Here is a 26,582-nt window from a genome sequence, read left to right on the forward strand (position 1 = left end):
TCAGCCCTGCGGGACGCGGGCTGTGACCTCGATCTCGATCTTCATGGCATCTTCTTGCAGCTGGGCCACCAACATGGTCGCCGCAGGCCGCGCTTTGGCAAATGCGGCGCTGGTGATGGGCCAGCATTTGGGCCACTCAGCCTTGTCGGGCAAGATATAGGTGACGCGCACGACATCATCCAAGGACGCCCCCGCCTCGGCCAAGGCGCGTGCGATGGTGTCGAAGGTGTTGCGGCATTGGTCTTCAACCGTCTCCGGCATTGTCATCGTCGCGTAATCATAGCCCGTGGTGCCCGCGACAAAGACCCAGCCGTCCGCCACGACCGCGCGGCTGTAGCCGATGTTCGCCTCAAACGGGCTGCCGGTTTGGATGTGCTTCACGCTCATGCTGTCCCCTCATGAAATGTCAGGCGGTTGCCGAAAGGATCGGTCAACGTCAGGTCCCGTTCGCCCCAAGTCTGGTCTTGTGGCGGGTCGGGGTTGAGCGCGCCATAGGGCCGCGCCATCAGGTCCCTGTAAAACCCGTCGAGGTTGGCGCAGGCAATCCGCACCCGTGTGCCCGGCGTGGTATCCCCGTGGTGTTCGCTTAGATGCAGGTCAATGCCATCACGCCGCAGCCCGATGTAAAGCGGCATTTGGGGCCCGAACCGATGTTCAAACACCACCGAAAAGCCGAGCCAGTCCACATAGAACGCCCGCGCCTGTCTTTCATCAAAACTGCGTAAAATGGGGGTGGCGGGGCCAAGCATGTCCCCGCCCCGGCCTCAGCCAGCGGAGGCTGGCTCAGCCTCTTTTTTGCTTTCGTCGTGGATCATCAGCGGGCTGGCATCGGGGCCAACCGCTTCTTCGTTCACGACCACTTCGGTCACCGTGTCCATGCCGGGCAAGTCAAACATCGTGTCCAGCAGGATGTCTTCCATGATAGAGCGCAGACCACGTGCACCTGTCTTGCGTTCGATCGCGCGCTTGGCAATCGCTCTCAGCGCGTCATCGGTGAAGGTCAGGGTCACGGTCTCCAATTCAAACAGACGTTGGTACTGCTTGACCAAGGCATTCTTGGGCTTGCTGAGGATCGTGACAAGCGCGTCCTCGTCCAGATCTTCGAGCGTCGCGATCACAGGCAAACGGCCCACAAATTCCGGGATTAGGCCGAACTTCAACAGGTCTTCCGGTTCCAGATCGGTGAAAATCTCACCCACGCCGCGGTCATCAGGGCCGCGCACTTCGGCGCCAAAGCCCATGCCGGCACCTTTGCCACGTTGGGCAATGATCTTATCAAGACCCGCAAAGGCCCCGCCACAGATGAACAGGATGTTCGTGGTGTCGACCTGCAGGAATTCCTGCTGCGGATGCTTGCGCCCACCCTGCGGGGGCACGGAGGCGACAGTGCCCTCCATGATTTTCAGCAGTGCCTGCTGGACGCCTTCGCCCGACACATCGCGGGTGATCGACGGGTTGTCGGACTTGCGCGTGATCTTGTCGACCTCGTCGATATAGACGATGCCGCGCTGCGCGCGTTCCACGTTGTATTCGGAGGCCTGCAACAATTTCAGAATGATGTTTTCTACATCTTCGCCCACGTAACCGGCTTCGGTCAGGGTTGTCGCATCGGCCATGGTAAACGGCACGTCCAAAATGCGTGCCAAAGTCTGGGCCAACAGCGTCTTGCCGCAGCCCGTGGGGCCGATCAGCATGATGTTGGATTTCGCCAGTTCAATATCGGATTTCTCCGCATGGTTCAGACGTTTGTAGTGGTTGTGCACGGCCACCGACAGCACCCGTTTCGCATGGGCCTGACCGATGACATAGTCGTCCAGCACGCCGCAAATCTCCAACGGGGTTGGCACCCCATCGGAGGCTTTCAGCCCTGCGGACTTCGTCTCTTCGCGGATGATATCCATGCACAATTCAACGCATTCATCGCAGATGAACACCGTTGGACCCGCAATCAGTTTGCGCACCTCATGCTGTGATTTCCCGCAAAAGCTGCAGTAGAGGGTGTTTTTGCTGTCGCCGCCTGACGTGGTCGCCATGTCGTCATTCCCTTGGTCGACCCGTCTAAATATTGGGTCTCATAAATGTGTTTCGGGCTGGTTGGGGACTACCCTAAGCCAGCCCGAAATGGTCCACAACGTCAAAAACGCTGCTTGGCCCTATGCGTCGTCTTCAAGTTTGCCGCGGCTCTCGACGATCTCATCGATGTGGCCCCAGTCCTTGGCTTCTTCCGGTGTCATCCATTTGTCGCGATCCAAGGCCTTTTCGACCTCTTTCTTCGACTGGCCGGTGTGCTTCATGTAAAGTTTATACATCCGCTCACGGGTTTGTTCGATGTGGTTGGCGCGGATCAGGATGTCCGACGCCATACCCTGTGCGCCGCCGGAGGGCTGGTGCACCATCACTTCGGAATTGGGCAGCGCAAACCGCATCCCCTTTTCACCACCCACCGCAATCACCGACCCCATGGAGGCCGCCATGCCGCAGATCAGCGTGCTGACCTTGGGGCGGATGTATTGCATGGTGTCATAGATGCTCATCCCCGAGTGAACAGCGCCGCCTGGGCTGTTGATATACATGGAGATTTCCTTTTTCGGGTTCTCCGCCTCAAGGTGCAAAAGCTGGGCCACGATCAGCTGGCTCATGCCATCATGGATCGGGCCGTTGACGAAAATAATGCGTTCTTTCAGCAGGCGGCTGAAAATATCATAGGCCCGTTCACCGCGGGACGTCTGTTCGACGACCATCGGGACAAGGTTCATGTAGGTCTCAATAGGGTCATTCATAGCTTCTGCCTCAGGAATTCAGGACGCGTTCCGCGTCGTCTACACCGTATATGTTACCCAAACCTTAGTGGGGCCAGCGGGGGGCTTCAAGGGCACCATTTTGCCGCCCCCCACCGGGGCCGGTCCCTATATAAGGGGGTGGCTTGATCCGGTTTCAACCACCGCTAGCTTTGCATCATGACATTTACCCCCACCAGAGAGGCCGCGCTGGCGCGCCTGACCGCATTCACCCCAAAGATGGGCCGCGACTATGCGTCCCAGCGCAACTATGACCGGCCCGGCCATGACGATGTGTCGCGCCTGTCGCCCTATCTGCGGCACCGGATGATCACCGAGGATGAGGTGCTGCGCGCCTGTCTGGACGCCCATTCCCCATCGGCTGCGCAAAAGTTTATCCAAGAGGTCTACTGGCGCACCTATTGGAAAGGCTGGCTGGAACATCGCCCGTCGGTCTGGACCCAGTACCGCGCGGGGCTGTCACAGGCGCTCAATGACGTGCAGACCCAATCGGGCCTGCGCACAGAATGGGAGGCCGCCTGCACAGGCGACACCGGCATCGACTGTTTCGACCATTGGGCACGGGAATTGGTGGACACAGGTTATCTGCACAATCACGCGCGTATGTGGTTCGCTTCAATCTGGATTTTCACCCTGCGACTGCCATGGGAATTGGGCGCGGATTTCTTTTTGCGCCACCTGCTGGATGGCGATCCAGCGTCCAACACGTTGGGCTGGCGCTGGGTCGGCGGGATGCAGACCGTGGGCAAAACCTATCTGGCGCGGCCAGACAACATCGCCAAATACACCGAAGGTCGGTTCCGGCCCCGTGATCTGGCGGCCTTTGCAGCCCCCCTTGACGGCTATCCCAACCCAGACCGTACGCCCCTGCCCCAGTCGGGTGCGCTGCCCAAGGGCAAGGTCGCGGTGCTGGTGACAGAGGATGATCTGACGCCTGCGTGGTTGATGGATCAGCTCGATGTGGCGGAGGTCGCTTATTTCGACGGAACCCGCCTGCGCAGCCCGCTGCATGTGGGCGAAAAGCTGGCCTCGTTTATGGCGGGCGCTGCGGAGGATCTGGCGGCGCGGATCGGCCCTTTGACAGCTTTGGACACCGCCGAAGACGTGGCGGAGTGGGCGAAAGGCCACGATAACGTGGTCATGTCCTACGCCCCGGTCGGTGGCACAGCGGATGCCCTGCCCGCGTCGATCACCAAGGTGATCCGACCCTACGACGCTGTGGCATGGCCCCATGCCACAGCAGGTTTTTTCAAGTTCAAGGACAAGATTCCAAAGTTCTTGCGTAGCTACGACGACCAGCTCCAACTGCTCTAAAATTTCGAAATTTTAGAGCTTCGCCGCAAGCGAAAAGGCGCCCTGTGGGGCGCCTTTTGCATCAGTTCAGAAGGTTCGGGACAATCGTCACGATACTGGGGAAGAACGCCAATATCGCAAGGCCCACCACCTGGATCAGCACGAAGGGTGCCACCCCGCGGTAGATGTCGCCTGTCGTGACCTCCTTGGGGGCCACCCCGCGCAGATAGAACAGCGCAAAGCCAAAGGGCGGCGTCAGGAAGGACGTCTGCAGGTTCACTGCGATCATGATCGTCACCCATTTGGGATCAAACGTGCCGCCATAGATGACGGGGCCAACGATGGGCACCACGATGTAGATGATCTCAAGGAAGTCCAACACAAAGCCCAGCACAAAGAGAACCAGCATCACGATCAGGAACACGGTCCATTCCTGATCGAACGAGCGCAGGAACTGCTGAATGTAGTGTTCCCCGCCAAAGGAGATCACGACCAAGTTCAAAAGTTGCGACCCGATCAGGATGGTGAACACCATCGACGTAACCTTCGCCGTCTCACGCACCACCGGTGTCAGAACCCCGCCCAGCCACAGCACAGCGCAGGCATAGGCCAGACCGAACATGGAGAACAGGAACATCGAGAAGGCGAAGAAGAACGCAAGGTAGTCTTCGAACGCGACCTCTTCCTGTCCGATCCGCATATCGAAGTTCACGCCCACAACAAGCATCAACATCACAGCAGCGGTCGCCAGCAGGATGATCTTGCCGGACTTTTCCTGATCCGCCAGCTTGCGGTAAGCCGCCAGCATGATCGCGCCACCCGCGCCCAAGGCCGCAGCCGGCGTCGGGTTGGTGATGCCGCCCAAGATCGATCCCAGCACCGCCACGATCAGAACCAACGGCGGGAAGACCACGCGCAGCAGATCGTTTTTGGCCAGACGCGCCAGCGCAAAGCGCATGGACCACGCCACAAGCAGCAAAGGCACAATGATGATCAATGTGGTCACACCGGGCGATGTCAGCGGCGAAATCAGGACGATATCTGCCAGCAGCATCAGCGCCACAGCCGCCCCGCCGACAATCAATGGCATCGGGTTGGCCGACGGAGACACGCCGCGTGCAATGACCAGAACCAAGCCGATCAACAAGGCCAGAATGGCGATGCCGGTGCCGATCACGGGCGCCTCTGCGACCCGCTGGGCCACGGCCTCTGCGCGTTCCTCATCGCTGAGCGCACGGGCCTGTTCCACGCCGCCTGCCGCGTCAATCGCGGCCTGTTCAGCCAAGGCCGCATTCCACGCCTCATCGCCGTGCAGTTCCTGCATGGAGACCGCGCATTCCGCAGACACGTTTGTGCGCAAGCTGGCCGTCTGGCCTGCATCGGTGAAGCTGTCGACGATGACAGACTGGCTGCCCACCACGCCAAGGTTCATCAAGAACACCAGCGCGATGATCAGACCACCTGGCACGGCGAGGAACCATGTCAGCCCTTCGTTGCGGGTGATGACTTCGGAATTGGTGGATCCCATTTCAACAGCCGGGGCCTTCGCTGGGTTCAGCAGCGCAAAGCCAAAGGCGTAGGCCGCATAAAGGAAGGCCAGCATGATGCCCGGAAGCAAAGCCGCTTGGAACAATGTCCCCACGGACACCACCGCAGGTTCCCCCAGATAGGTCAGCGCGTCAGAACACCCCGCAAGCTGGGCGCGTTCCTCTTGAGCGGCGGAATACAGATCCCCCGCCAGCGTTCCCAACAACACGATCACGATGGACGGCGGGATGATCTGCCCCAAGGTGCCGGACGCCGCGATGACGCCGGTGGCCAGTTCCTTGGAATAGCCCGCGCGCAACATGGTGGGCAGCGACAGCAGGCCCATGGTCACAACAGTCGCACCCACGATGCCTGTGGAGGCCGCCAAGAACGCGCCCACAACCACAACCGACACGGCCAGACCGCCTGGCAAACCGCCGAACACGCGGCTCATGGTTGTCAGCAGATCGTCCGCGATCTTGGAGCGTTCCAGCGTGATGCCCATCAGCACGAACATCAGAACCGCCAGCAAAGTCTCAATCGACTGGCCCGCCAACACGCGTTCGTTCATGCGGTTCACGACAAAGGACACATTGCGGTCCAGCGCTGTTTCCCAGCCGCCCACAAAGACATGCTCTGCGATGCGCGGCAGATCGGGGTAGCGGAAGACCGATATGGTGTCCGGCCTGATCCCTTCGGCAATCAGGGCGGCATATTCCGCCGTGCCCGTATCGATCGCCTGGTGGATCAAGTAGCCGCCTGAATCCAGCGCCGCGATGATCCCGAAGGAAATGATCGCCGATCCGCCGATGGCAAAGGCCACCGGAAAGCCCGACAAGATACCTGCGAAAAGACACAGGAAAACGATGATGAGGCCAATTTCTACGCCATCAAGTCCAAAAAGCATCTGTCACAAGTCCCTTATTTGTCCGTCACGTTTTCGAACCGCTTAGCCGGTTCCCATTTTTGCTGAAAACGTTCCATTAGTGCGTCCCTTCAAAGGCTTCTTCGCCTTCACCGAGCGTGTCTTTATCGAGGTATTTTCCCGCGCTTTCTTCGCCTTCGACCAGTTCCAGATACGACCGGTAGAAGAAGGCGACCGCTTGCAGCAGCACCAATGCGGTGAACAGCACCAGCAGGACCTTGAACAAGAAGTAGGCGTTGAACCCGTTGGGGCTGAAACCGATGGTTTCCACGTTCCAACGCAGCGCGCGGGCCTTGGTGATCAACCGGTCCAAACTGTCAGAGGCCGACGGGTTCGGCACCACCAGATGGCGCCACAAGAAGTACCAGCCGTACATCCACGTCAGGATCGCGGCAGGGACCATAAAGATGATCGACCCGACCATATCGATGATCCGCTTGGTGCGGTGACCCACGGCGGAATAGATCAGATCGACGCGCACGTGCCCGCCCTGAACAAACGTGTAGGTGACGCACAGACTCACGATCATCGCGTTATAAAGCTTCAGGCTTTCGGCCCACCACGACACATCGAACGTCATCGCCATGCCAAACCCGAAACTGATCTCGGACACCGCAAAAACACGTTGCATAAAGATGATGATGATCTGGATGGCCACCATAATCAGACCGGCCCAGGCGAATGTGCGCCCGACGGAATTGGCGATGGCCTCAAACACCCTGACACAGCCCCACATGAAGGGGCGGTAGGCGAAGGCCACGGCTGTGACGATCAAAAACAGGGTAAAGACCGCAAAGAACAGTTCAACCGAACCGCCAAAGTAGATGAACCGCATCAACGCTTCTTTGTCTTCGGTGGTGTTCCCCCAGCTAAGCCAATCCAGCCAGACATTGGGGTGGGTGATGGCAAAGACGATGTTGTAGATCGCCTCAAGTATATTGGCGAGGACCCAGACAATGCTGTCCCAGATGGCGCCCAATGTGGTCTCGGCCGGGGCAATCGGGTCCGCTCCTTCAGGGGCGTTGCCCTGCCAGCGTTCTACCAATTGCGTAAAGCCGTTTTCATAGCTGGACCAGAAACCCGCGTTCTCTGCGTCTTCTTCCATGCCCTGTCCCCCGAAATGTCTTGAATATCAGTGCCCGCCGCACGCGGCGGGTCTTGCGATATCGGGCCCCGCTGAACAGCAGGGCCCAACATGGTGTCATCCAAAGCCAAACGGCCCGGACACGCGGCCTTAGCCGCCCATCACACGGTCACGCTGTGTGCGGTACGCACCTTCGGACTGGGAAATCCAAGAGGAGGATTCCGCCATGGATGTGTTGTAGGAGCTGCGGATTTTGTCATACAGCTCATCGCCGTTGTACTGGTCCATCGTCTCAGTCGCAGCAACGCCCATCGCATCCCAGACAGAGTCAGGGAATTCCAGAACCTTCACGCCGCCAGCCTGCAGACGCTGCAGCGCTGCACCGTTGGAGTTCATGAACTGTGCGAGGTTCCACTGGTGGGTTTCACCGGCGGCAATCTCGATGATCTTCTGGTGGGCTGGGGACAGCTCATTGAAGACGTCGAGGTTGGTCGCCAAGGACAGGCCTGCGCCTGGCTCGTGCATACCAGCGGTGTAGTAGAACTTGGTGATTTCCTGGAAACCAGCCTTTTCGTCAGCCCATGGGCCGATCCACTCGGTGCCGTCGATCGCGCCGGAGGCCAGCGCCTGGTACACTTCAGCACCTGGAAGGTTCTGAACGGATGCGCCCATGCGACCCAGTGCCTGACCACCAAGGCCCGGCATGCGGAATTTCAAACCCTGGAAGTCTTCTGGGCCTGTGATCTCTTTGGAGAACCAGCCACCAGCCTGTGGGCCTGTGTTACCTGCAAGGAAGGACTTCAGACCGAAGATCTCACCCAGTTCGGAGTGCAGGTCGTTACCGCCGCCGTGGTAGTACCAGTTCATCAGTTCCTGTGGGGACATGCCGAAAGGTACGGATGTGAAGAAGGCATAACCTGGGTGCTGACCCACAAAGTAGTAGTCAGCGGCGTGGTACATGTCGGCCTGACCGGAGGTCACAGCGTCGAAGCTTTCGAACGCGCCAACCAGTTCGCCTGCGGCTTTCAGGTCAACGGTCAGTGTGCCGTCGGACATTGCGGTGATGGTGTCGGCTGCGCGCTGTGCGGCGTCATGCACACCAGCAAGGCCGCGGCCCCAAGATGTGACCATGGTCAGCGTGCGGTGACCGGCGGCGTAAGCGGGGGCTGCCAGTGTTGTTGCGGCTGCGGCGGTTCCGCCCAGCGCAGAGTTCTTCAAGAAAGAACGACGATCCATGTGTAATTTCCTCCCATGGAATGGCCTGCCCTGCCCCTCCCAGAGGCGGACAGATCGTTTCAAGTAGAAAGACGTTAACGAACTCATCTTGCGTGCGGAATACCCATTGCCCCGTAGAAATGCCCAAATTGTCAGCGGCTCTTACCAATTCAGGCCGTTTGTTAGCGCCAACAGTGCGGCGGGCTGCGAATCAAACCCTAGTGAATCACCTGATTCCCCGTTAACGATTCGCCCATGGGACCCCTCATGGAAAATCTGCGCGCGGGCCTGCGCCTGAACTACGGACAAAAGCTCTTTTTGCTGGCAACGGTGCCTTTGGTGCTGTCGGTGGCGCTGATCACGTGGATTGTGGCGAACCAATCCCGCGCGCTGGCGGATCGCGAAATTCGCGCGCTGGAGACCCAGCTGATCGACGCCAAACGCGAAGAACTGCAGAATTATCTGTCCATCGCCAAGACCGCTTTCGTGAACATCTATGGCCGCGCGTCCCCCGATGATGAAGCCGCCAAGCTTGAGGTCACCCGCATCCTGTCCGCGATGCTCTATGGTCAGGACGGGTATTTCTTTGTCTTCGACTATGACGGCACCAACCTTGTGGCCCCGCGTCAGACCAATCTGATCGGACAGAACTGGTCTGGTCTGGACGATATCGACGGGGTGCCCATCACCGATGAAATTATCCGTCTCGCGCGTACGGGCGGCGGATATCACGAATTTCAGTGGCCCAAACCCACAACGCGGGAGACCGCCCCCATGGTGGTCTACGTCAACGGGCTGCAAGACTGGCGGTGGGCCATCGGCACAGGCATCTTCGTCGATGACGTGCGCGAAACCGTGGCCGCCGCACGCGCCGATGTGGAAAGCCGCATCCAGCAGACGACCTTCTATATCCTGCTGATCACCATCGCGGCGCTGATCGCGGTGTTCCTGTCAGGGATCGTGTTGAACATCCGCGAACGCAGGCTGGCTGACGCCAAGCTGAAAGAACTGACCGAGAGGATCATCGACACCCAAGAGGAAGAACGCGGACGGGTGGCGCGGGAACTTCATGACGGGATCAGCCAGATCCTTGTCTCCGTACGCTATGCACTCGAACTCGCCCGCAGACGGATCACTTCGGGCGATGCCCGTGCAGGCACCAGCCTTGATAAAGGCATCGACGCTTTGGGCGGCGCCATCGGAGAGGTCCGCCGCATCAGCCGTGATTTGCGACCCGGTGTGCTGGATGATCTTGGTCTGGCCCCTGCCCTGCAATCACTGATCGATGATTTCAGCGCCCGCACGGGCATTGCGGTCGACTTTGAAACCGTGGTTTTTCGGGGCCGGCTGGACGAAGACGCCCGCATCGCGCTCTACCGTGTGGCGCAAGAGGCCTTCACCAACATCGAACGCCACGCCGCCGCGACGCATGTGTCCATGTCCCTTAAGGGGACCGCCAAGGGCGGCATCATGCGCATCACCGACAACGGGCGCGGCCTGACCCGCCGCAATTCGGGCGGTCTTGGCCTGCGCAACATGTCCGAACGTATGGAGCAACTGGGCGGCACCTTCCGCGTGATGGCATCCCAGAATGGCACCACCATTGAAGCCCGCGTGCCGTTGTCGCATATGCTGCCCCCCAACCGCACCACACGCAAACTGGAAGACACCGCATGACGTCCATCCGTGTCCTGATCGTCGATGACCACCCGATGGTGGCCGAAGGCATCGAAGCCATCCTTGAAACCTATGACGATCTGGATGTGATCGGCGTGCTGACCAACGGTCAGGCTGCCATCGATCAGGTCGAGGACATGCAGCCTGACGTGATCTTGCTGGATTTGAACATGCCCGGTGTGAACGGATTGTCGGCCACGGAAATCATCCTCGAAAAGCGGCCTGAAACCCGCATTCTGATCCTGAGCATGCATGACAGCCCCGAATATATCTCAACCGCGCTGAACCACGGTGCGAAGGGCTATGTGTTGAAGGACGTGCCCACCGATGAAATCAGAACGGCCATCACGACCGTCATGCAGGGCGAGGAATACCTGTGCACCGGCGCGCGCGGATCACTGAAACCGCGCATTTCGGATGGGCGCGAACCACTGACATCGCGCGAACAGCAGATTTTGCTGGAACTGGCGCAGGGCAAATCCAACAAGGAGGTCGGCGCGGCGCTGGATATCTCCGTGCGCACGGTTGAGACCCACCGCAAGAACATCAAACGCAAGCTGGGCATTTCCAGCACCGCAGGCCTGACCCGCTACGCCATGGAACACGGGGTTTTGCAGGGCACAGGCCGATAAGGCCTGTGCGGGCGAGCGCCTGCGTAGGCGAGACCCTGTCGCGCGGGGTACTTGTGGCCAATCGGCCCTCCGGGGGGAGTTTTTTGGGCCAGATGAAACAGGGGACCTGCGCGAGACGTCATCCCGCGTGGAATCATCAGGATGACTTGAAAACAGCGCGATTTTGTTGCCCTGAGGGTCGCGCAGATACCCCAGATAGAACCGTGCGCCGTAGGTGGGCCGGAACCCCGGCGCGCCCTCGTCCGTGCCACCAGCGGCGAGGCCTGCCGCGTGCAGCGCGCGCACTTGGGTCTGGTTGACCGCCTCAAACGCCACCATCGCGCCATTGCCAGCACCGGCAGGCGCGCCGTTGAACGTGGGTTTGACGTAAAAATCAGGTTGCGTGGACGGTTGGCCGTCAGGGACCGGCACGACGAAACTCAAACCCTCCGGCCCCTCGGACAGACGGTAGCCCAGGGGGGGGCAAAACAGCAGTGTAAAAGGTTTTAGTGCGGGCCAGATCATCGGCCCCGATGGTGACATAGGCAATCATAGCGTCACTAGGGACCAGCACCAGGCCCAAGGCAAGGCCGCTTTTGTCTCACGATGTGTAGGTGCTGTCCGCGCCTCTCTCCGTCCCCAACAGACCGAAGCGGGCGGAGACGTCACAGCTGGTTGCGGTTTCACATTTTGATCGTGACAGCGGGGGCCGCCTGAGGCCACGTTTAACAAAGTTACAAAAAATTACCCTGAAACGACATTTTCGCAATTTGAGCGGTTGACGCCCCAAATCGCCTTGGGCATAACTCCCTCACGCTAAAGGAGCCTTCGGATGAATATCGTCCTAGTAATTGTAGGAAAGACGCGCATGGGCCGGTAACGGTTGACCCTGATAAGGTTCCCATGCGCCCCCGAAATTCTCGGGGGCTTTTTTATGCGACATGCAAACACGACACGCGACATATCGAGGATAGAACAATGTCAGCTCAAATGACCGGTGCAAAAATGGTAGTTCAAGCTCTGATTGATCAGGGTGTGGACACAGTCTTTGGCTATCCCGGTGGCGCGGTCCTACCGATTTACGACGAGATTTTTCAACAAAACTCGATCAAGCACATTCTGGTGCGTCACGAACAAGGTGCGGTTCATGCCGCCGAAGGTTATGCGCGGTCCACCGGTAAGCCCGGCGTGGCGCTGGTGACATCCGGCCCCGGGGCCACAAATGCGGTGACCGGCCTGACCGATGCGCTGATGGACAGCATCCCGATCATCGTCTTCACCGGTCAGGTGCCTACGTTCATGATCGGGTCCGACGCGTTTCAGGAAGCCGACACCGTCGGCATCACGCGCCCCTGCACCAAGCACAACTGGCTGGTCAAGGAAACCGACGCGCTGGCCCCCACCATTCATGAAGCCTTTCACGTGGCCACGTCTGGTCGCCCCGGCCCCGTGCTGATCGACATCCCCAAAGATGTGCAGTTCGCATCGGGCACCTATGCCAAACCCAACCCGGGCAAATCGCACTACCAGCCCACTGTTAAAGGCAACATCGAAGGCATCACCGATCTGGTGTCCGCGATGGAAAAGGCCAAACGCCCGATTTTCTACACCGGCGGCGGTGTCATCAATTCCGGCCCTGCGGCCAGCCAGCTGTTGCGCGAATTGGTTGAGGCCACGGGCTTTCCCATCACCTCAACCCTGATGGGTTTGGGGGCCTACCCTGCGTCGGGTGAACATTGGATCGGGATGCTTGGGATGCACGGCCTGTATGAGGCGAACATGGCGATGCACGATTGCGATCTGATGATCAACATCGGGGCGCGTTTTGATGACCGGATCACAGGGCGGCTGGATGCGTTCAGCCCCAAGTCGAAGAAAGCGCACATCGATATTGATCCGTCGTCGATCAATAAGGTGATCCGGACGGACATTCCGGTCATTGGCGATGTCGCCCATGTGTTGGAAGACATCCTGAAGGTTTGGAAATCCCGTGGCCGCAAGACCAATGCGGAAGAGGTCACGAAATGGAACCACCAGATTGCTGACTGGAAAAAGATCAATTGTCTGGCCTTCACCCAAGAGGGCAAGGTGATCAAACCGCAGCATGCGTTGACACGGCTTGAGGCCCTGACAAAGGATCGCAAAGACCGCTACATCTGCACCGAAGTGGGCCAGCACCAGATGTGGGCCGCGCAGTATCTGGGATTTGAAAACCCCAACCAGTGGATGACATCGGGTGGTCTCGGCACCATGGGCTACGGCTTCCCTGCGTCCATCGGCGTGCAGATGGCGCACCCTGACGCGCTGGTCATCAACGTGGCCGGTGAGGCATCGTGGCTGATGAACATGCAGGAGATGGGCACCGCAGTTCAATACAACCTGCCCGTCAAACAGTTCATCCTGAACAACGAACGTCTGGGCATGGTGCGCCAGTGGCAGGAATTGCTGCACGGTGAACGCTATTCCTCCAGCTGGTCGGAAAGCCTGCCGGACTTTGTGAAACTGGCCGAAGCCTTTGGCGCCAAGGGCATCATCTGTTCCGATCCTGCCGATCTGGACGAAGCTATCATGGAAATGATCGCCCATCCCGGCCCTGTCATCTTTGATTGTCTGGTGGAAAAGCACGAAAACTGCTTCCCCATGATCCCGTCGGGCAAAGCCCACAACGAGATGCTGTTGGGTGAGGCCGAAACACAAGGTGTCATCGACGCCAAGGGGTCGGTCCTCGTTTAATCATGACACTGGTTTGTGAGAACATCGGTCTTCACATGCCAAAACGGGCGCGCCCTGTTGGGGGCCGCCCGTCTGTCGGATATGAAAAAGGCGACCCCAATGGGGCCGCCTTGAATGCAAACGCGAGGGCATCTTACCCGAGCTGGCTTTCGATCCACTGCTCGGCTTCGCCACGCTCGGATGCGTTGATGACGCCGTCACCGTCCAGATCAAACACGGCTTCGTTGGCAGAGATGATCTCGTCCACGGTCACTTCGCCGTTGTCGTTCATGTCTGTCATTGGGTTCAGAATTGCGCGGTTCACGCTGAAGTCTTCGAATGCAACGTTGGCGACAGCGGATGTGCCAACAACTGCGACTGCGGCGGATGCGATCAGGGTGTTCATAAGCTTGGTCATGGTAGTCTCCGTTAAGGTATGTGACCCGACTAGGTTCTATCGGGCTTCGGAAACACAACGTCCCGCCCCCGTAAAGAGTTCCGCGAAAACGCAAAAAACCTCAATAAAACAGAACAGTTTTAGGAAAATTGGGGAAACGACTGTTGGTCGGCGCGAAACGCGGGTGTTGTCCGGAGGCCCGGCGTCCGGCACAAAAAAAAGGCAGCCCCAAAGGGACTGCCTTTCGCGATATGTTGGGGGACTTTAGTTGGAGTTCATCAACATTTCATCCGCCATGCCGCGCTCATTTGCGTCGACGACGCCGTCGCCGTTCAGGTCAAACACGTCTTCATTGGCGCGAATGATTTCGTCGTCTGTGATGTCACCATCGTCGTTCAGGTCGTTGGTCACGTCACGACGTGCAGCGTTCAGGTCAAAATCGATTTCCATCATCGCGTCAGGCGCTGCGGCCTCTCCCGCCATCATCATCATGCCGTTGTCATCCAAGGAAATGATGCTGCTGCCCATCAGGGCTTGTTCGGCCAGACCGCGCTCATTGGCGTCGATTGCGCCACTGCCGTCCAGATCGAACACTTCCATGTTGCCGTCGATGATTTCGTCGTTGTCAACTTCTGTATCGCCATCGGTGTCGAGGCTCAGATCGATGCGGGCGCTGTTCACGTCGAATTCATGGCCGGCCGCAAAAGCAGCAGGCGACGCAGCGATAAAAAGGGCTGTGGCGGCAGCGAGAGTTTTGGTCGTAAAAGTCATGGTAGTCTCCAGTTTTGGTGCCTCGAAAGTGACAGACAAAATGTCCGTTGAGGCTATGGACAGACAACACGGGCCTGCAAACTTAAGTTCCGCGTCCATTTTCGCAAAGGGCGAAATGACATGCTAAGCCCCCCAAAACAAAACGGAAATTTAATTTTTCACATGGTCGGTTCGGTCAGGATAGGCGCGGGCTTGCTTGTCATAGCCGCCCTTGCCGCCTGCACCGGCGGCACCATTGCGGCCTTTATGCCCGGTGAAACTGTCACCGTCCAAGGCGTGCCTTTTACCGTCTCAGACACAGGGCGCGGCGTGACCGTGCGCAACTTTGAAACCGGCTTACCGATCCTGCCCTTTTGCTGTCATATGCCGCCATCGCCGCCCAGCGCGTCACTGGCTGCCCCGTCACCACAATCACCAAGGACACCGGCGTGAACACCTATCGCGCTGCCCTTGATTGCCCCCCATCCTGAAGGAGCCACCCCCATGTCTGCACTCAAACTCAAAAAAGGCGCGTCATCGCATTCTGCGTACAACCTGCGCCCCAACTTCTCGGATCACGAAGAACGCCACACACTTGCGGTGCTTGTTGAAAACGAACCGGGCGTTCTGGCGCGGGTGATCGGCCTGTTCTCTGGTCGCGGCTACAACATCGAAAGCCTCACCGTGGCTGAGGTGGACCACACCGGCCACCTTAGCCGGATTACTGTTGTGACCACAGGCACGCCGCAGACGATCAATCAGATCACCGCCCAGCTGGGACGCATCATTTCTGTGCGCGACGTCCATGATCTGACCGCCGAAGGGCGTTCGGTGGAACGGGAACTGGCCCTGTTCAAGGTCGCGGGCAAAGGCGAAGACCGCGTTGAAGCCCTGCGTCTGGCCGACGTGTTCCGCGCCAATGTGGTCGACAGCACGCTGGACAGTTTCACCTTTGAGATCACCGGCACATCCGAGAAAATCGACGCCTTTGCCGACCTCATGCGTCCTATCGGTCTGCAAGAAATGGCCCGCACCGGCGTCGCAGCCCTGTCGCGCGGTGAAATCTGACGCCACGCATAAAAACCCCTCGGCCTTTGTAGGGCCAAGGGGCAGTGCTACCCGATACTTGGGGAACATCGGGCAACTTCGGGCCGACGGAGCGATCAGCCGTCCCGAAAGGGAGGGATCGTAGCCTTATTCTGCGACCGGCATCAGCCCCGCATCTTGGGCGGCCATCACTTCGGCGGCATCCAACAGGCCATCGCCGGTGGTGTCCATGGCGGTGAAATCCTCAGCCGTAAGGTCAGGCATCGCGACGCCCAACTCTGGAAAGCTGTAGAACCCGTCCCCGTTCACGTCGATCTCTGGGTCGATCTCTTGGGCGTAGGCGGTCAGGGCAATGAGGGTCAGACCCCCAGCGAGTGCGGCTGTCATCGTTTTCATATGTGATCTCCTTTGGGACATGGATCGTGATCGTTTGTGCAAGGGTGTCTGTCTTGCCCCACCGTGATAGACAGCCCCGAACCCGCCCCGCCACCAAGCGGCGGCGCAGGGCCGGTTTTCGGCGGCCCTTGGTCAAAACCGGCCCGCCCCATGGGCGGCGGCCCGCCTTTGCAACAGCCTCGGCGGCCAACTGGCAAAACCCGGCCCAGCCCAAGCCCCGTCATGGGCCGCTTGCCGCCCAAAGCCGCCCCGTTATGCCCCTTCTCCCCGCATCTTCCCCATGTCGCCTTGCGGCAATCCCATGTCGCCAAAACGCTGGACGCGCGCCCTATCCCCTTCTTAGAATTATCCCACCGCTTGCGCGAAAGGACACCCTATGGCCAAAGACCACGACACCGCCGCCCTTGAGGCCGTTCGCAAACCGGTTGAAGCGGCAAACGGCCTGCCCAACGCCCATTACACAGACCCGGAAGTCTTCCAGTCCGAGGCCCGCGCGACCCTTCATGCCACATGGGCAGGTCTGGCCGTAGGCGCCGATGTGCCTGAAGCAGGCGACGCCAAACCGCTGGACTTCACCGGCATCCCCCTGCTGCTCCTGCGCGACAAAGACGGCGACGTCCGCGTGTTCCAGAACATCTGCCGCCACCGCGGCATGATCCTCGTGGACGCCCCGCGCAAAATCGAAGGCGCGATCCGCTGCCCCTATCATTCCTGGTGCTACTCGACGAAAGGGGCCCTCGTCTCCACCCCCCATGTGGGCGGGGCCGGTCACAACACACATGATGCGATCGACAAAAACACCTTGGGCCTGATTGAGGTCCGCAGCCACGTCTGGCGCGATATCGTCTTTATCAACCTGTCCGGCGACGCCGCCCCGTTCGAGGAAGTCCACGCCAATCTGATCCACCGCTGGCGCGACCACGATCAGCCGCTCTATCACGGCGGAGCCGACAGCCGCTTTACCCTCGATGTGTCCTGCAACTGGAAACTCGCCGTCGAAAACTACTGCGAAAGCTATCATCTGCCTTGGGTCCACCCCGGCCTGAACAGTTATTCCCGTCTGGAAGACCACTACAACATCGAAAGCTACGGCCAGTATTCAGGCCAAGGCACATTGGTCTACCGACAACTTCAAGATGACGCCGGCCAGACCTTCCCTGACTTCGCGGATCTGTCCGATTTCTGGGAGGAAGGCGCGGAATATATCGCGCTTTATCCCAACGTCCTGTTGGGGGCGCAGCGCGACCACGCCTTTGCCATCGTTCTTGACCCCGTGGCCCACAACCGTACGGCAGAACATATCCACCTGTATTATGCAGACGCCAACACCGATGACGGCCTGCGGACCGCCAACGCCGCCCAATGGAAAACCGTCTTCGAAGAAGACATTTCCGTCGTCGAAGGCATGCAACGCGGCCGGTCCGCGCCCGGATTTGACGGGGGCCGCTTTTCGCCCGCCATGGACAGCCCCACCCATTGTTTCCACGATTGGGTGGCAGGGCGGCTTCAAGCTGCAGAATGACGGACCTAAACGCGCAGCTTCTGGCTGGCCACAACGCGGGCGACACATCCGCGCTTGTGGTGCTTTATACCGAAGCCGCAGATCAGGCCCCTGACATCGACACCGCCTGCTTCTTTCTGACCCACGCCTATATCTTCGCGCTGGAAACAGCCCACCCCGACACTGCGACCCTCCACGCGCGCCTCAAATGCCACGGTCGCGTCTGATCGCCCTCATCTTTGTCTCAAAAATATCCCGGGTGAGCGCGCAGCGCGAGGGCAGAGCCCTCCTTGCCGCGACGGAACCGCGCTTCCCCTTGTCGCGGTGGGTCACAGTGGTTAACGCTATCACCTCGCCCAAGAGCCAACGAAAGACACTGCCCCATGCCCCGCGATATCATCATCGACACCGACCCCGGCCAGGACGACGCCATCGCGATCCTGCTGGCTCTGGCCTCGCCTGAATTGAACGTGTTGGGTATCACAGCCGTGGCTGGCAATGTGCCGCTGCCCCTGACCCAGAAAAACGCGCGCATTGTGTGTGAATTGGCCGGCAAACCGGACACGCTGGTCTTTGCGGGCTGTGACGCGCCGATGACACGCAAGCTGGTCACCGCCGAACATGTCCACGGCAAAAGCGGCCTTGATGGCCCGCAACTGGCCGATCCCACGATGCCCCTGCAAGATCAGCACGCGGTGGACTGGATCATCGACACCTGCCGCGCGGCAGCCCCAGCCAGCATCACCTTGTGCCCCCTTGGCCCGCTGACCAACATCGCCACGGCCCTTACCCGCGCACCCGAAATCAAACACGCCATTGCTGAGATTGTCTTGATGGGCGGCGGTTATTTTGAAGGCGGCAACATCACCCCAACCGCCGAATTCAACATCTACGTGGACCCAGAGGCGGCCCATATCGTCTTTTCCGCCGGACTGCCGCTGACGGTCATGCCTTTGGACATGACCCACAAGGCGCTGACGACCAAACCCCGCATCGACGCCTTTCGCGCCATGGGCACCAAGGTGGGCGATATGACCGCCGCCTGGACCGACTTTTTTGAACGGTTCGATATGGAAAAATATGGCTCCGAAGGTGCGCCTTTGCATGATCCGACGGTCATCGCCTATCTGATCCAGCCTGAGCTGTTCACCGGCCGCCACATCAATGTGGAGATCGAAACCCAGTCTGACCTGACCTTGGGCATGACCGTGGCCGACTGGTGGCGCGTCACCGACCGCGCCCCCAATTGCACCTTCATCGGCGATCTGGACGCTGACGGTTTTTATAAATTGCTTGCAAGTCGTCTGGCCACCTACAGCTGACGGGGGCGTCCCCGCTCTGATTGATCTTGTCCCAGACACCTCCGCCGAAGGGCCGCTTCGGGCATCGACGCTTTTTTTCCCTGTGACAAGACCCGCGCAAATAAAAGGCCCTTCCCCGTCCGGAAAGGGCCTCTGGTGGCGTGCCTCACGTCACTCACGCGATCAGGTGCGGGGCGTTACATAGACCCGACGACAATCACCATGATGATGGAATACAACGCCACGCCGCCGCCGATCAGCCACAGATGCCAGTTCTTCAGGACCGATGCCTTGGCCATCTGCCCCGCCTGATACATCAGGTCCGGCCACGTGTAGCTGACGAAATCACCTTGTGTGAACACAACTTTAATGCGGCCCTCGTCGTCCACGACGGGCAAGCGGCGAAAGCGATCGTTGGACATGATGCGCAACCAGTCGAGAACATCATCGGTGTCTTTCGCCACCCGCGGGTTTGCTGTCATGATCTGGGACAACGGCGTCTTTGCCGCATCCATCTTCTCGTTGACCAATTTGCGCATCACGTCCCTCTCGGTCACGATGCCCTCGACCTTCTCGTCCGCGTCCACGACCACAACGGACCCGTATCCCTTGTCCGTCATCGCCTTGACGGCCTCCGCCACTGTGGCATCGGCCTGAAACGTCAACGGCCTCGGCTTGCTGTTGTATTCGGGACGGTCTTTCAACATCATTGCGCGTCGGTCTGAATCGGCCATGGATAGGGCCCTTTGAATTGCGGTCGGTCCACCGATATGCGGGTGGGCCAATCTGTCTCACTTTCGACCTAAGGCGGCAGCCTGCCACGTCCAGCCCCTGCTCTGGTCTTTCGAGGATCAGGCAGGCACAAGGGGGCATGAGCACCGCAATGCACCTTGCCACCCCTGATGACGCCCCACGGGTGTTGCCGCTGATCACAGCTTTTCACGCCGAATACGGGCTCGACACAACGGACGAGACGCGCGCCGCTGCCTTGGCCCCGCTTCTTGCAGGATCGCCCCTGGGGGCGGTCTGGCTCTTTGGCCCCGCCCGCGCGCCCACGGGCTATGTGATCATCATCTTTGGCTGGTCCATGGAATTGGGCGGCATGGATGCCTTTGTCGATGAACTTTATATCCGGCCCGCCGTGCGCAAACGTGGTCTGGCCTCCGAAGTGCTGCATACGGTTTCTGCCAGTCTGGCGGAGGTCGGCGTCAAGGCGCTGCATCTGGAAGTCGACCGGAGCGATGAGGCGACGATGCGGCTCTACACCCGCGCGCATTTCACGCTACGTGACCGATATTCCTTGATGACCCGCGTGCTTTGATACGCCCGCACAGCCCCTGAGCCGAGGTTCCAGATGCCCCTGTCCCTGCCCTTTGAGACCACGTACCTTGATCTGCCGGACCGTTTCTACACCCGTCAACCCGCCACACCGGTCAGCGACCCGCAGTTGATCGTCTTCAATCATGCGCTGGCCGCCGATCTGGGCCTTGATACAAGCGATATGACCGATGCTGAGGCCGCCGCGATCTTTTCCGGCAACGCGCTGCCAGACAGCGCCACGCCCTTCGCGCAAGTCTACGCGGGGCATCAATTCGGGGGCTTCTCGCCCCAATTGGGCGACGGGCGCGCGCTGCATCTGGGGGAACTCGACAGTCCGCTTGGCCGCATTGATATCCAACTCAAAGGGTCCGGTCCCACGCCCTATTCGCGCAGTGGTGACGGGCGTGCGTGGGTGGGCCCTGTCTTGCGCGAATATCTGATGAGCTGCGCCATGCAGGCCCTTGATATCCCGACAACAAAAGCTCTCGCCGCCGTGACGACCGGCGACCGCATCCTGCGCGAACAAGGCCCGCTGCCCGGCGCGATTGTGACCCGTGTCGCGGCCTCCCACATCCGTGTGGGCACGTTTCAGTTTTTCGCCGCACGCGGCGACGTAGAAGCCCTCGAAAAGCTGACCGACTACACGATCGCGCGCCACTATCCGGACGCGGGTGGCCCCTTGGGTCTGCTGGAACAGGTCATGGCCAAACAGGCGCGTCTTGTGGCGCTTTGGATGGCCCACGGGTTCATCCACGGTGTGATGAACACCGACAACGTCCAAATCGCCGGTGAGACAATCGACTACGGCCCCTGCGCCTTTATGGACACCTACCACCCCGATACGGTCTTCAGCTCCATCGACCATCAGGGCCGCTATGCCTATTCCAATCAGGCCCCCATAACCCATTGGAATTTGGCGCAATTTGCCACAGCCCTCATACCGGTTATGCCCGATCAGGATCGGGCGATCGAAGACTTCACAGCCGTCATCAATCGCTTTCCGGCGCTGTTCCAATCAGAATGGACCCGCGCCTTTGCCCCCAAATTGGGCCTGCCCGCGACGGATGAGGCGGCGGTGCTTGCCCAAGATCTGCTGGACCACATGGCGACGGCGAAGGCCGATTTCACCAACACCTTTGCGGATGTGCACAAGACGGAAACGACCTTCCCCGACTGGCACAAGAAATGGCGCGCAGCGGCCCCAGACGACGCGCTTTGGCTACGCCACAACCCCCAGGTCATCCCCCGCACCCACAAAATCGAAGAGGCCATTCAGGCTGCCACCACCGGCGACTACACGCCCTTCCACGCGATGCTGGCCGCCGTGACTGACCCGTTCACCAAAAACGACGCCTATATGCAGCCCCCGGAGCCACAGGAAAAAGTCTTGCACACCTTCTGCGGCACCTAAAACGCATCGCGCCGTCGCCCCAAAATTCCGGAAGTTTGGGGTCCGCCACGAAAAAGGCCGGACGCAACGCCCGGCCTTTTCAATACCTTATCGGGCGAAGCTCACTCGATCACAGTGACTTCAACCATGCGGTCCGCGTCACCCACGACGGCGCCATTTGGCCCCGTGCCCAGCTTGATCGCGTCGACCACATCCATGCCCTCCGTGACTTCACCGATGATCGTATACTGACCATCCAGAAACGGCCCGTCCTGGAACATGATAAAGAACTGGCTATTGGCGGAATTGGGGTTCTGCGACCGCGCCATGCCGACTTTGCCACGGGTGAAAGGCATCTCGGTGGTGGCCTCGAGCGGGATGTTGCCCAGATCGGACCCGCCGGTGCCTGCACGGCGCATATCAAACGCCGCATCGGTGCTGTCACCAAAGGCCACATCGCCCGTTTGCGCCATGAAGCCGTCGATCACGCGGTGAAACACCACGCCATCATAGGCCCCGTCTGCCGCCAAAGCGGTGATCTGTGCCGCATGAAGCGGCGCCACATCTTCGAACAGATCGATGGAGATCACGCCCTCGGCCTCACCGGCGACGGTGATTTCGATCCCGCCTGCCTGTGCCATTCCTGCACAGAGCGTGGCAGCAACAACCGCGCGCTTAAACATCTGCGGCCACCTTCATGGAAATCATCCGGTCGGGGTTCATCGGCGGCTCACCACGGGTGATCGCGTCCACGTGCTCCATGCCGGAGGTGACTTGGCCGTAGACCGTGTACTGGCCGTTCAGGAAGTCATTGTCTTTGAAGTTGATGAAGAACTGGCTGTTGGCCGAGTTCGGGTTGGCCGACCGGGCTGCGCCAATGGACCCGCGCGCATGGGGGATGCGGGAGAATTCTGCAGGCAAATCAGGCATGTCGGACCCGCCGGTGCCTGCGCGACCGATGTTAAAATCCTTTTCCATGTTGCCATTGGCCACATCGCCGGTTTGCGCCATGAAGCCATCGATCACACGGTGGAACGCCACATTGTCATAGGCACCGGCGCGCACCAGTTCTTTCATGCGCTCCACATGGGCCGGGGCCACGTCGGGCAGCAGTTCAATCGTCACTGTCCCGTCTTTGAGTTCCATCAGGATTGTGTTTTCGGGGTCTTTGATCTCGGCCATGCCGGTCTCCTTTTTATCTGCGTTGGCGCGAACCTATGCGCGCGGCACGGGGATTCCAACCCGGCAATCTGCCATCCGGTTGACGCCCCGCACCCGATTGGCGATGAACGCGCCACAACATAGGAGAGACCCATGGGCTGGAACACACTCGACGATATGGATTTGGACGGCAAAATCGTGCTGACCCGCGTGGACATCAACGTGCCTGTGGAGGACGGAAAAGTCACCGATGCCACCCGTATCGAACGGATCAAACCGACGATCACCGACATCCTGGCCAAGGGGGGCAAGCCTGTGATGCTCGCGCATTTTGGCCGCCCCAAGGGTGAATACGTGCCCGAGATGTCGTTGCGTGTGACCGTGCCCACGTTGGAGGCCACGCTGGGCCGCCCCGTCACCTTCATCGAACGCCCCGACCGCGCCACGATTGACGCCGCCCCGGCGGACGCTGTGATCCTCATCGAAAACACGCGTTTTTCGGCTATGGAAGAGGCGAATGATCCCAAAATGGCGCAGTTTCTGGCGTCTTTGGGCGATGTGTTCTGCAACGATGCCTTCTCAGCCGCGCACCGCGCCCATGCCTCGACCACCGGCGTGGCCGAATTGCTGCCCAATTGCGCAGGCCGCCTGATGGCCGAAGGATTGCAGGCCTTGGAAAAGGCGCTTGGCAGCCCCGAACGGCCTGTGGTGGCTGTGGTGGGGGGGGCGAAAGTCTCCACCAAGCTGGATCTTCTCGGCAACCTGATCGACAAGGTCGATGTGATCGTCATCGGCGGGGGGATGGCCAACACGTTTTTGGCGGCCCAAGGCCTTGATGTGGGTAAATCGCTGTGTGAACACGATCTCGCCGACACCGCCCGCGACATCGCGGACAAAGCCGCCAAAGCAGGGTGTGAGCTGTTGTTGCCCCGTGATGTCGTTGTCTCAGCCGAGTTTAAGGCCGGTGCCGCCGCACAGACGGTTATGGCCGAAGATGTCCCCGCCGACATGATGATCCTTGATGCAGGGCCCGACAGCGTGGCGCACATCGTGCAGGTCTTTGCCCGTGCCAAAACCGTAATCTGGAACGGCCCACTGGGCGCGTTTGAGATTGAGCCCTTCCACAAAGCCACCTACGCCGCAGCCCAAGACGCGGCAGCCAAAACCAAAGCCGGTGACCTGATCACCGTGGCCGGTGGCGGCGACACGGTGGCCGCGCTGAACCAAGCGGGTGTGGCCGACGATTTCACCTATATTTCCTCCGCCGGTGGCGCGTTTCTGGAATGGATGGAGGGCAAGACGCTACCCGGCGTCGCGGCTTTGGGTGGTTAACACGGCAGCCCATCGCTGAATTGTTAGCGTTAAACCAATGCGTTAGCGCAAACGGTTAGCGTAACCAGAATTGCGGCAGCCCCATCGGGTTCCTAAGACCAATGTCAGATCACCCCATGTCGGGGCGGCAGGACAAAGGATTTGGACCATGTTGGATATGACGGCAACGCAAACGGCGATGGGCGATAAAATCCGGACGGGACGCGGATTTATCGCGGCCCTCGACCAATCCGGCGGCTCCACCCCCAAGGCGCTGGCGCTTTATGGTGTGCCTGAGGATGCCTACAGCGGTGAAGGCGAAATGTTCGACCTGATCCACGATATGCGCGCCCGTATCATCAACGCCCCCACCTTCACCGGTGACAAAGTGATCGGGGCCATCTTGTTTGAAATGACCATGGACCGGCAGGTGAACGGCAAACCCACCGCCACCACCCTGTGGGACGATTTTGGCGTTGTTCCCTTCCTCAAGATCGACAAGGGCCTTGAGGCTGCGTCCAACGGCGTGAAACTGATGAAACCCATGCCGCATTTGTCTGACCTTCTGCCCCGCGCGCGCAATGGCGGCATCTTCGGCACCAAAATGCGCGCCGTGATTGATGAAGCCAACCAGACGGGCATCGACGCCATCGTGGACCAGCAATTCCAGATCGGGGCCGAGGTGTTGTCCCAAGGTCTTGTGCCGATCCTTGAGCCCGAGATCACGATCACCATGGCCGACAAGGCCCGTGCAGAGGACATGTTGATGTCTTCGATCCTAAAACATCTGGACGCGCAGGACGATGAGGTGATGTTGAAGCTGACCTTGCCCGAAACACCCGGCCAATATCAGCCGCTGGTGGATCACCCCAAGGTCATGAAGGTCGTGGCCCTTTCCGGTGGATATGACCGCACTGAAGCCAACGCACGACTTGCCAAGAACACAGGCATTGTCGCCAGTTTCAGCCGCGCCCTGACAGAAGGTCTGTCCGCCACGCAATCGGATGCTGAATTCAACACGACCATTGCGGCCACCATCGACAGCATTCACGCAGCCTCGGTGACGTAGCGCAAATCCTCGTATGAGGATTTGGCCCTAACAGACTTTCCAAGAAAGTCTGTGGCCGACCGACCGATTTTCATGCGGGTCGCACAAAGGGGATTCCCTTGGCGAATCAAATATGCGACTCTGTTTCAAAGCGGTGCGTCAGACACCGCATGTGAGGCAGACCGCATGAGATCCAAACGCGCCCCCATGGGGGTCCTACTCTATTTCGCAGGCACGTTGATGCTGGCCGTCTATTTCACCTTTGCTGCGGTGCAGGGGGATTATGGCGTGTTCAAACGTGCAGAGATTGATGCAGAAGGACGTACTTTGGCGCAAGAGCTGGCCCTTTTGCAGGCGGAAGTGGCGCGGATGGAAAACCTCACCCGGCGGCTGTCAGACACCTACCTTGATCTGGATCTGTTGGACGAACAGGCCCGCGATGTGCTGGGCATGGTCCGCGCGGATGAGATTGTTATCCGCTAAGAACGGGATGAAATGTCACCGCGCCTGAGGGCGCATCGGTGAAGGGCAGAACCTGCAAGGCATCCGCCCCCTTGCCGTCATAAGTGACCCCTGCCACCTTTTCGAACCCGAAGCGGCTGTAGTATTTGGGATCGCCCAGCAACACCGCTCCGTCACGGCCATAGGCCTGTGCCACGCCCAAGGCATGCCCCATCAAATCCGCGCCAATGCCTTTGCCCTGATGTTCCGGTACCACCGCAAGTGGCCCTACACACAGGTATTTCAACCCGCCCACCTTGGCCGGTGACAAGGCCACCTGCCCGATGATTTTGCCGCCAGCCTCTGCCACCAAAGACAACACCAGCGCGCCATCGTCACGCAGACGGTCCACGATCAGCTTGTCGTCGGGATCGGCAAAGGATTTGCCCTCAAACGCGCGGGCCACCACATCGCGGATCGCCGCTGAGTCGCTCTCTTTTTCCTGTCGGATTTTGTATTTCATACCTCATCCTCCCCCGCCTATGCACCAGACGCAAGGCGGGTTTTCGATGGGTAAATGCCCTTGCGTCACATTGCCGGTCGATTTTCTGGAACAAACCATTTAGAAGATAGTTTAACGCTAAACTATATTTTTTCGCGCGTTAAGAAACACACTG

At 59.5% G+C, this 26,582-nt stretch carries 28 protein-coding genes and 1 pseudogene; 14 read left to right on the forward strand and 15 right to left on the reverse strand.

The genetic code is table 11. The features are described 5' to 3' along the window. The 4 genes from ACTG36_RS06110 to ACTG36_RS06125 form a co-directional block, all read right to left on the reverse strand. Positions 1 to 387 (reverse strand): RidA family protein, encoded by a 387-nt coding sequence (locus ACTG36_RS06110; RefSeq protein ID WP_375281190.1) that lies wholly within the window; start codon positions 385 to 387, stop codon positions 1 to 3. Further along, complete coding sequence (locus tag ACTG36_RS06115; RefSeq protein ID WP_375281189.1) at positions 384 to 749, reverse strand: glyoxalase superfamily protein; 366 nt, start codon at positions 747 to 749, stop codon at positions 384 to 386. The genes ACTG36_RS06110 and ACTG36_RS06115 overlap by 4 nt, the downstream gene beginning before the upstream one ends. Positions 750 to 764: 15 nt before the next feature. After that, positions 765 to 2,033, reverse strand: coding sequence for an ATP-dependent Clp protease ATP-binding subunit ClpX (gene clpX / locus ACTG36_RS06120; protein ID WP_375281188.1), 1,269 nt, complete (start codon positions 2,031 to 2,033; stop codon positions 765 to 767). A 120-nt stretch (positions 2,034 to 2,153) separates the two neighbouring features. Further along, positions 2,154 to 2,780, reverse strand: coding sequence for an ATP-dependent Clp protease proteolytic subunit (locus ACTG36_RS06125; protein ID WP_375281187.1), 627 nt, complete (start codon positions 2,778 to 2,780; stop codon positions 2,154 to 2,156). A gap of 177 nt (positions 2,781 to 2,957) precedes the next feature. Here ACTG36_RS06125 and ACTG36_RS06130 point away from each other — a divergent pair, with 177 nt between their 5' ends. Beyond that, positions 2,958 to 4,112, forward strand: coding sequence for an FAD-binding domain-containing protein (locus ACTG36_RS06130; protein WP_375281186.1), 1,155 nt, complete (start codon positions 2,958 to 2,960; stop codon positions 4,110 to 4,112). Positions 4,113 to 4,173: 61 nt separating this feature from the next. Here the strand turns inward: ACTG36_RS06130 and ACTG36_RS06135 are convergent, their stop codons facing one another. The 3 genes from ACTG36_RS06135 to ACTG36_RS06145 all read right to left on the reverse strand — a co-directional run bounded on the left by ACTG36_RS06135 (position 4,174) and on the right by ACTG36_RS06145 (position 8,863). Next, a complete protein-coding gene (locus ACTG36_RS06135) occupies positions 4,174 to 6,525 on the reverse strand; it encodes a TRAP transporter large permease (protein ID WP_375281185.1) in 2,352 nt (783 codons plus the stop codon). Between the two features lie 76 nt (positions 6,526 to 6,601). Continuing rightward, positions 6,602 to 7,648 carry a TRAP transporter small permease subunit gene (locus ACTG36_RS06140; protein ID WP_375281184.1) on the reverse strand — a complete coding sequence of 349 codons (1,047 nt, stop codon included), beginning with the start codon at positions 7,646 to 7,648 and terminating at the stop codon, positions 6,602 to 6,604. 129 nt (positions 7,649 to 7,777) lie between these two features. After that, the gene (locus ACTG36_RS06145; RefSeq protein ID WP_375281183.1) at positions 7,778 to 8,863 is read right to left on the reverse strand and encodes a TRAP transporter substrate-binding protein; all 1,086 of its coding nucleotides are present in this window, start codon (positions 8,861 to 8,863) and stop codon (positions 7,778 to 7,780) included. Positions 8,864 to 9,109: 246 nt separating this feature from the next. Here ACTG36_RS06145 and ACTG36_RS06150 point away from each other — a divergent pair, with 246 nt between their 5' ends. After that, positions 9,110 to 10,519 (forward strand): cache domain-containing protein, encoded by a 1,410-nt coding sequence (locus tag ACTG36_RS06150; RefSeq protein WP_375281182.1) that lies wholly within the window; start codon positions 9,110 to 9,112, stop codon positions 10,517 to 10,519. Further along, positions 10,516 to 11,151, forward strand: a complete 636-nt coding sequence (locus ACTG36_RS06155) for a response regulator transcription factor (protein WP_375281181.1) — start codon at positions 10,516 to 10,518, stop codon at positions 11,149 to 11,151. Before ACTG36_RS06150 ends, ACTG36_RS06155 begins: the two co-directional genes overlap by 4 nt. 117 nt (positions 11,152 to 11,268) lie before the next feature. Here the strand turns inward: ACTG36_RS06155 and ACTG36_RS06160 are convergent. Further along, a pseudogene (locus tag ACTG36_RS06160) lies at positions 11,269 to 11,683 on the reverse strand (VOC family protein); the annotation flags it as partial. A gap of 425 nt (positions 11,684 to 12,108) precedes the next feature. Here ACTG36_RS06160 and ACTG36_RS06165 point away from each other — a divergent pair. Continuing rightward, positions 12,109 to 13,863 carry an acetolactate synthase 3 large subunit gene (locus ACTG36_RS06165; protein WP_375281180.1) on the forward strand — a complete coding sequence of 585 codons (1,755 nt, stop codon included), beginning with the start codon at positions 12,109 to 12,111 and terminating at the stop codon, positions 13,861 to 13,863. Between the two features lie 133 nt (positions 13,864 to 13,996). Here ACTG36_RS06165 and ACTG36_RS06170 read toward each other — a convergent pair whose 3' ends face one another. Together ACTG36_RS06170 and ACTG36_RS06175 are read right to left on the reverse strand one after the other, a co-directional pair. Continuing rightward, positions 13,997 to 14,260 carry a hypothetical protein gene (locus ACTG36_RS06170; RefSeq protein WP_375281179.1) on the reverse strand — a complete coding sequence of 88 codons (264 nt, stop codon included), beginning with the start codon at positions 14,258 to 14,260 and terminating at the stop codon, positions 13,997 to 13,999. 243 nt (positions 14,261 to 14,503) lie between these two features. Further along, the gene (locus ACTG36_RS06175) at positions 14,504 to 15,010 is read right to left on the reverse strand and encodes a hypothetical protein (protein WP_375281178.1); all 507 of its coding nucleotides are present in this window, start codon (positions 15,008 to 15,010) and stop codon (positions 14,504 to 14,506) included. Between the two features lie 192 nt (positions 15,011 to 15,202). On the opposite strand from ACTG36_RS06175, the gene ACTG36_RS06180 reads away from it, so the two are divergent. Together ACTG36_RS06180 and ilvN are read left to right on the forward strand one after the other, a co-directional pair. Then, complete coding sequence (locus ACTG36_RS06180; RefSeq protein ID WP_439141723.1) at positions 15,203 to 15,442, forward strand: hypothetical protein; 240 nt, start codon at positions 15,203 to 15,205, stop codon at positions 15,440 to 15,442. Positions 15,443 to 15,493: 51 nt separating this feature from the next. After that, positions 15,494 to 16,057, forward strand: a complete 564-nt coding sequence (gene ilvN / locus ACTG36_RS06185; RefSeq protein ID WP_375281176.1) for an acetolactate synthase small subunit — start codon at positions 15,494 to 15,496, stop codon at positions 16,055 to 16,057. A 126-nt stretch (positions 16,058 to 16,183) separates the two neighbouring features. Here ilvN and ACTG36_RS06190 read toward each other — a convergent pair whose 3' ends face one another. After that, on the reverse strand, positions 16,184 to 16,432 hold the full coding sequence (locus ACTG36_RS06190; protein WP_375281175.1) for a hypothetical protein: 249 nt from the start codon (positions 16,430 to 16,432) through the stop codon (positions 16,184 to 16,186). A 376-nt stretch (positions 16,433 to 16,808) separates the two neighbouring features. Between ACTG36_RS06190 and ACTG36_RS06195 the strand changes: the two genes are divergently transcribed. The 3 genes from ACTG36_RS06195 to ACTG36_RS06205 all read left to right on the forward strand — a co-directional run bounded on the left by ACTG36_RS06195 (position 16,809) and on the right by ACTG36_RS06205 (position 19,255). Further along, the gene (locus ACTG36_RS06195; RefSeq protein WP_375281174.1) at positions 16,809 to 17,954 is read left to right on the forward strand and encodes an aromatic ring-hydroxylating oxygenase subunit alpha; all 1,146 of its coding nucleotides are present in this window, start codon (positions 16,809 to 16,811) and stop codon (positions 17,952 to 17,954) included. After that, positions 17,951 to 18,160 carry a hypothetical protein gene (locus tag ACTG36_RS06200; RefSeq protein WP_375281173.1) on the forward strand — a complete coding sequence of 70 codons (210 nt, stop codon included), beginning with the start codon at positions 17,951 to 17,953 and terminating at the stop codon, positions 18,158 to 18,160. Before ACTG36_RS06195 ends, ACTG36_RS06200 begins: the two co-directional genes overlap by 4 nt. Before the next feature lie 156 nt (positions 18,161 to 18,316). After that, positions 18,317 to 19,255, forward strand: coding sequence for a nucleoside hydrolase (locus tag ACTG36_RS06205; RefSeq protein ID WP_375281172.1), 939 nt, complete (start codon positions 18,317 to 18,319; stop codon positions 19,253 to 19,255). 176 nt (positions 19,256 to 19,431) lie between these two features. On the opposite strand, the gene ACTG36_RS06210 is transcribed toward ACTG36_RS06205, so the two are convergent. Continuing rightward, the gene (locus ACTG36_RS06210; protein ID WP_375281171.1) at positions 19,432 to 19,968 is read right to left on the reverse strand and encodes a CBS domain-containing protein; all 537 of its coding nucleotides are present in this window, start codon (positions 19,966 to 19,968) and stop codon (positions 19,432 to 19,434) included. Positions 19,969 to 20,105: 137 nt separating this feature from the next. On the opposite strand from ACTG36_RS06210, the gene ACTG36_RS06215 reads away from it, so the two are divergent. After that, positions 20,106 to 20,555, forward strand: a complete 450-nt coding sequence (locus tag ACTG36_RS06215; protein ID WP_375281170.1) for a GNAT family N-acetyltransferase — start codon at positions 20,106 to 20,108, stop codon at positions 20,553 to 20,555. Positions 20,556 to 20,588: 33 nt separating this feature from the next. Further along, positions 20,589 to 21,965, forward strand: a complete 1,377-nt coding sequence (locus ACTG36_RS06220) for a protein adenylyltransferase SelO (RefSeq protein ID WP_439141727.1) — start codon at positions 20,589 to 20,591, stop codon at positions 21,963 to 21,965. A gap of 101 nt (positions 21,966 to 22,066) precedes the next feature. On the opposite strand, the gene ACTG36_RS06225 is transcribed toward ACTG36_RS06220, so the two are convergent. Further along, complete coding sequence (locus ACTG36_RS06225) at positions 22,067 to 22,627, reverse strand: peptidylprolyl isomerase (protein WP_439141729.1); 561 nt, start codon at positions 22,625 to 22,627, stop codon at positions 22,067 to 22,069. Continuing rightward, positions 22,620 to 23,126: a peptidylprolyl isomerase gene (locus tag ACTG36_RS06230; protein WP_375281167.1), complete on the reverse strand. Its 507-nt coding sequence runs from the start codon at positions 23,124 to 23,126 to the stop codon at positions 22,620 to 22,622. Before ACTG36_RS06230 ends, ACTG36_RS06225 begins: the two co-directional genes overlap by 8 nt. A 132-nt stretch (positions 23,127 to 23,258) precedes the next feature. Between ACTG36_RS06230 and ACTG36_RS06235 the strand changes: the two genes are divergently transcribed. From ACTG36_RS06235 to ACTG36_RS06245, 3 genes are all read left to right on the forward strand, one after another. Then, positions 23,259 to 24,437, forward strand: coding sequence for a phosphoglycerate kinase (locus tag ACTG36_RS06235; RefSeq protein WP_439141731.1), 1,179 nt, complete (start codon positions 23,259 to 23,261; stop codon positions 24,435 to 24,437). Between the two features lie 148 nt (positions 24,438 to 24,585). Further along, positions 24,586 to 25,485: a fructose bisphosphate aldolase gene (locus ACTG36_RS06240; protein ID WP_375281165.1), complete on the forward strand. Its 900-nt coding sequence runs from the start codon at positions 24,586 to 24,588 to the stop codon at positions 25,483 to 25,485. Positions 25,486 to 25,650: 165 nt separating this feature from the next. Continuing rightward, positions 25,651 to 25,947, forward strand: a complete 297-nt coding sequence (locus ACTG36_RS06245) for an FtsB family cell division protein (RefSeq protein WP_375281164.1) — start codon at positions 25,651 to 25,653, stop codon at positions 25,945 to 25,947. On the opposite strand, the gene ACTG36_RS06250 is transcribed toward ACTG36_RS06245, so the two are convergent. Further along, positions 25,937 to 26,428 carry a GNAT family N-acetyltransferase gene (locus ACTG36_RS06250; protein ID WP_375281163.1) on the reverse strand — a complete coding sequence of 164 codons (492 nt, stop codon included), beginning with the start codon at positions 26,426 to 26,428 and terminating at the stop codon, positions 25,937 to 25,939. The genes ACTG36_RS06245 and ACTG36_RS06250 overlap by 11 nt on opposite strands. Between the last annotated feature and the right edge of the window lie 154 nt (positions 26,429 to 26,582).

This window comes from Pseudooctadecabacter sp. (assembly GCF_965657175.1).
Classification (GTDB): Bacteria; Pseudomonadota; Alphaproteobacteria; order Rhodobacterales; family Rhodobacteraceae; genus Octadecabacter.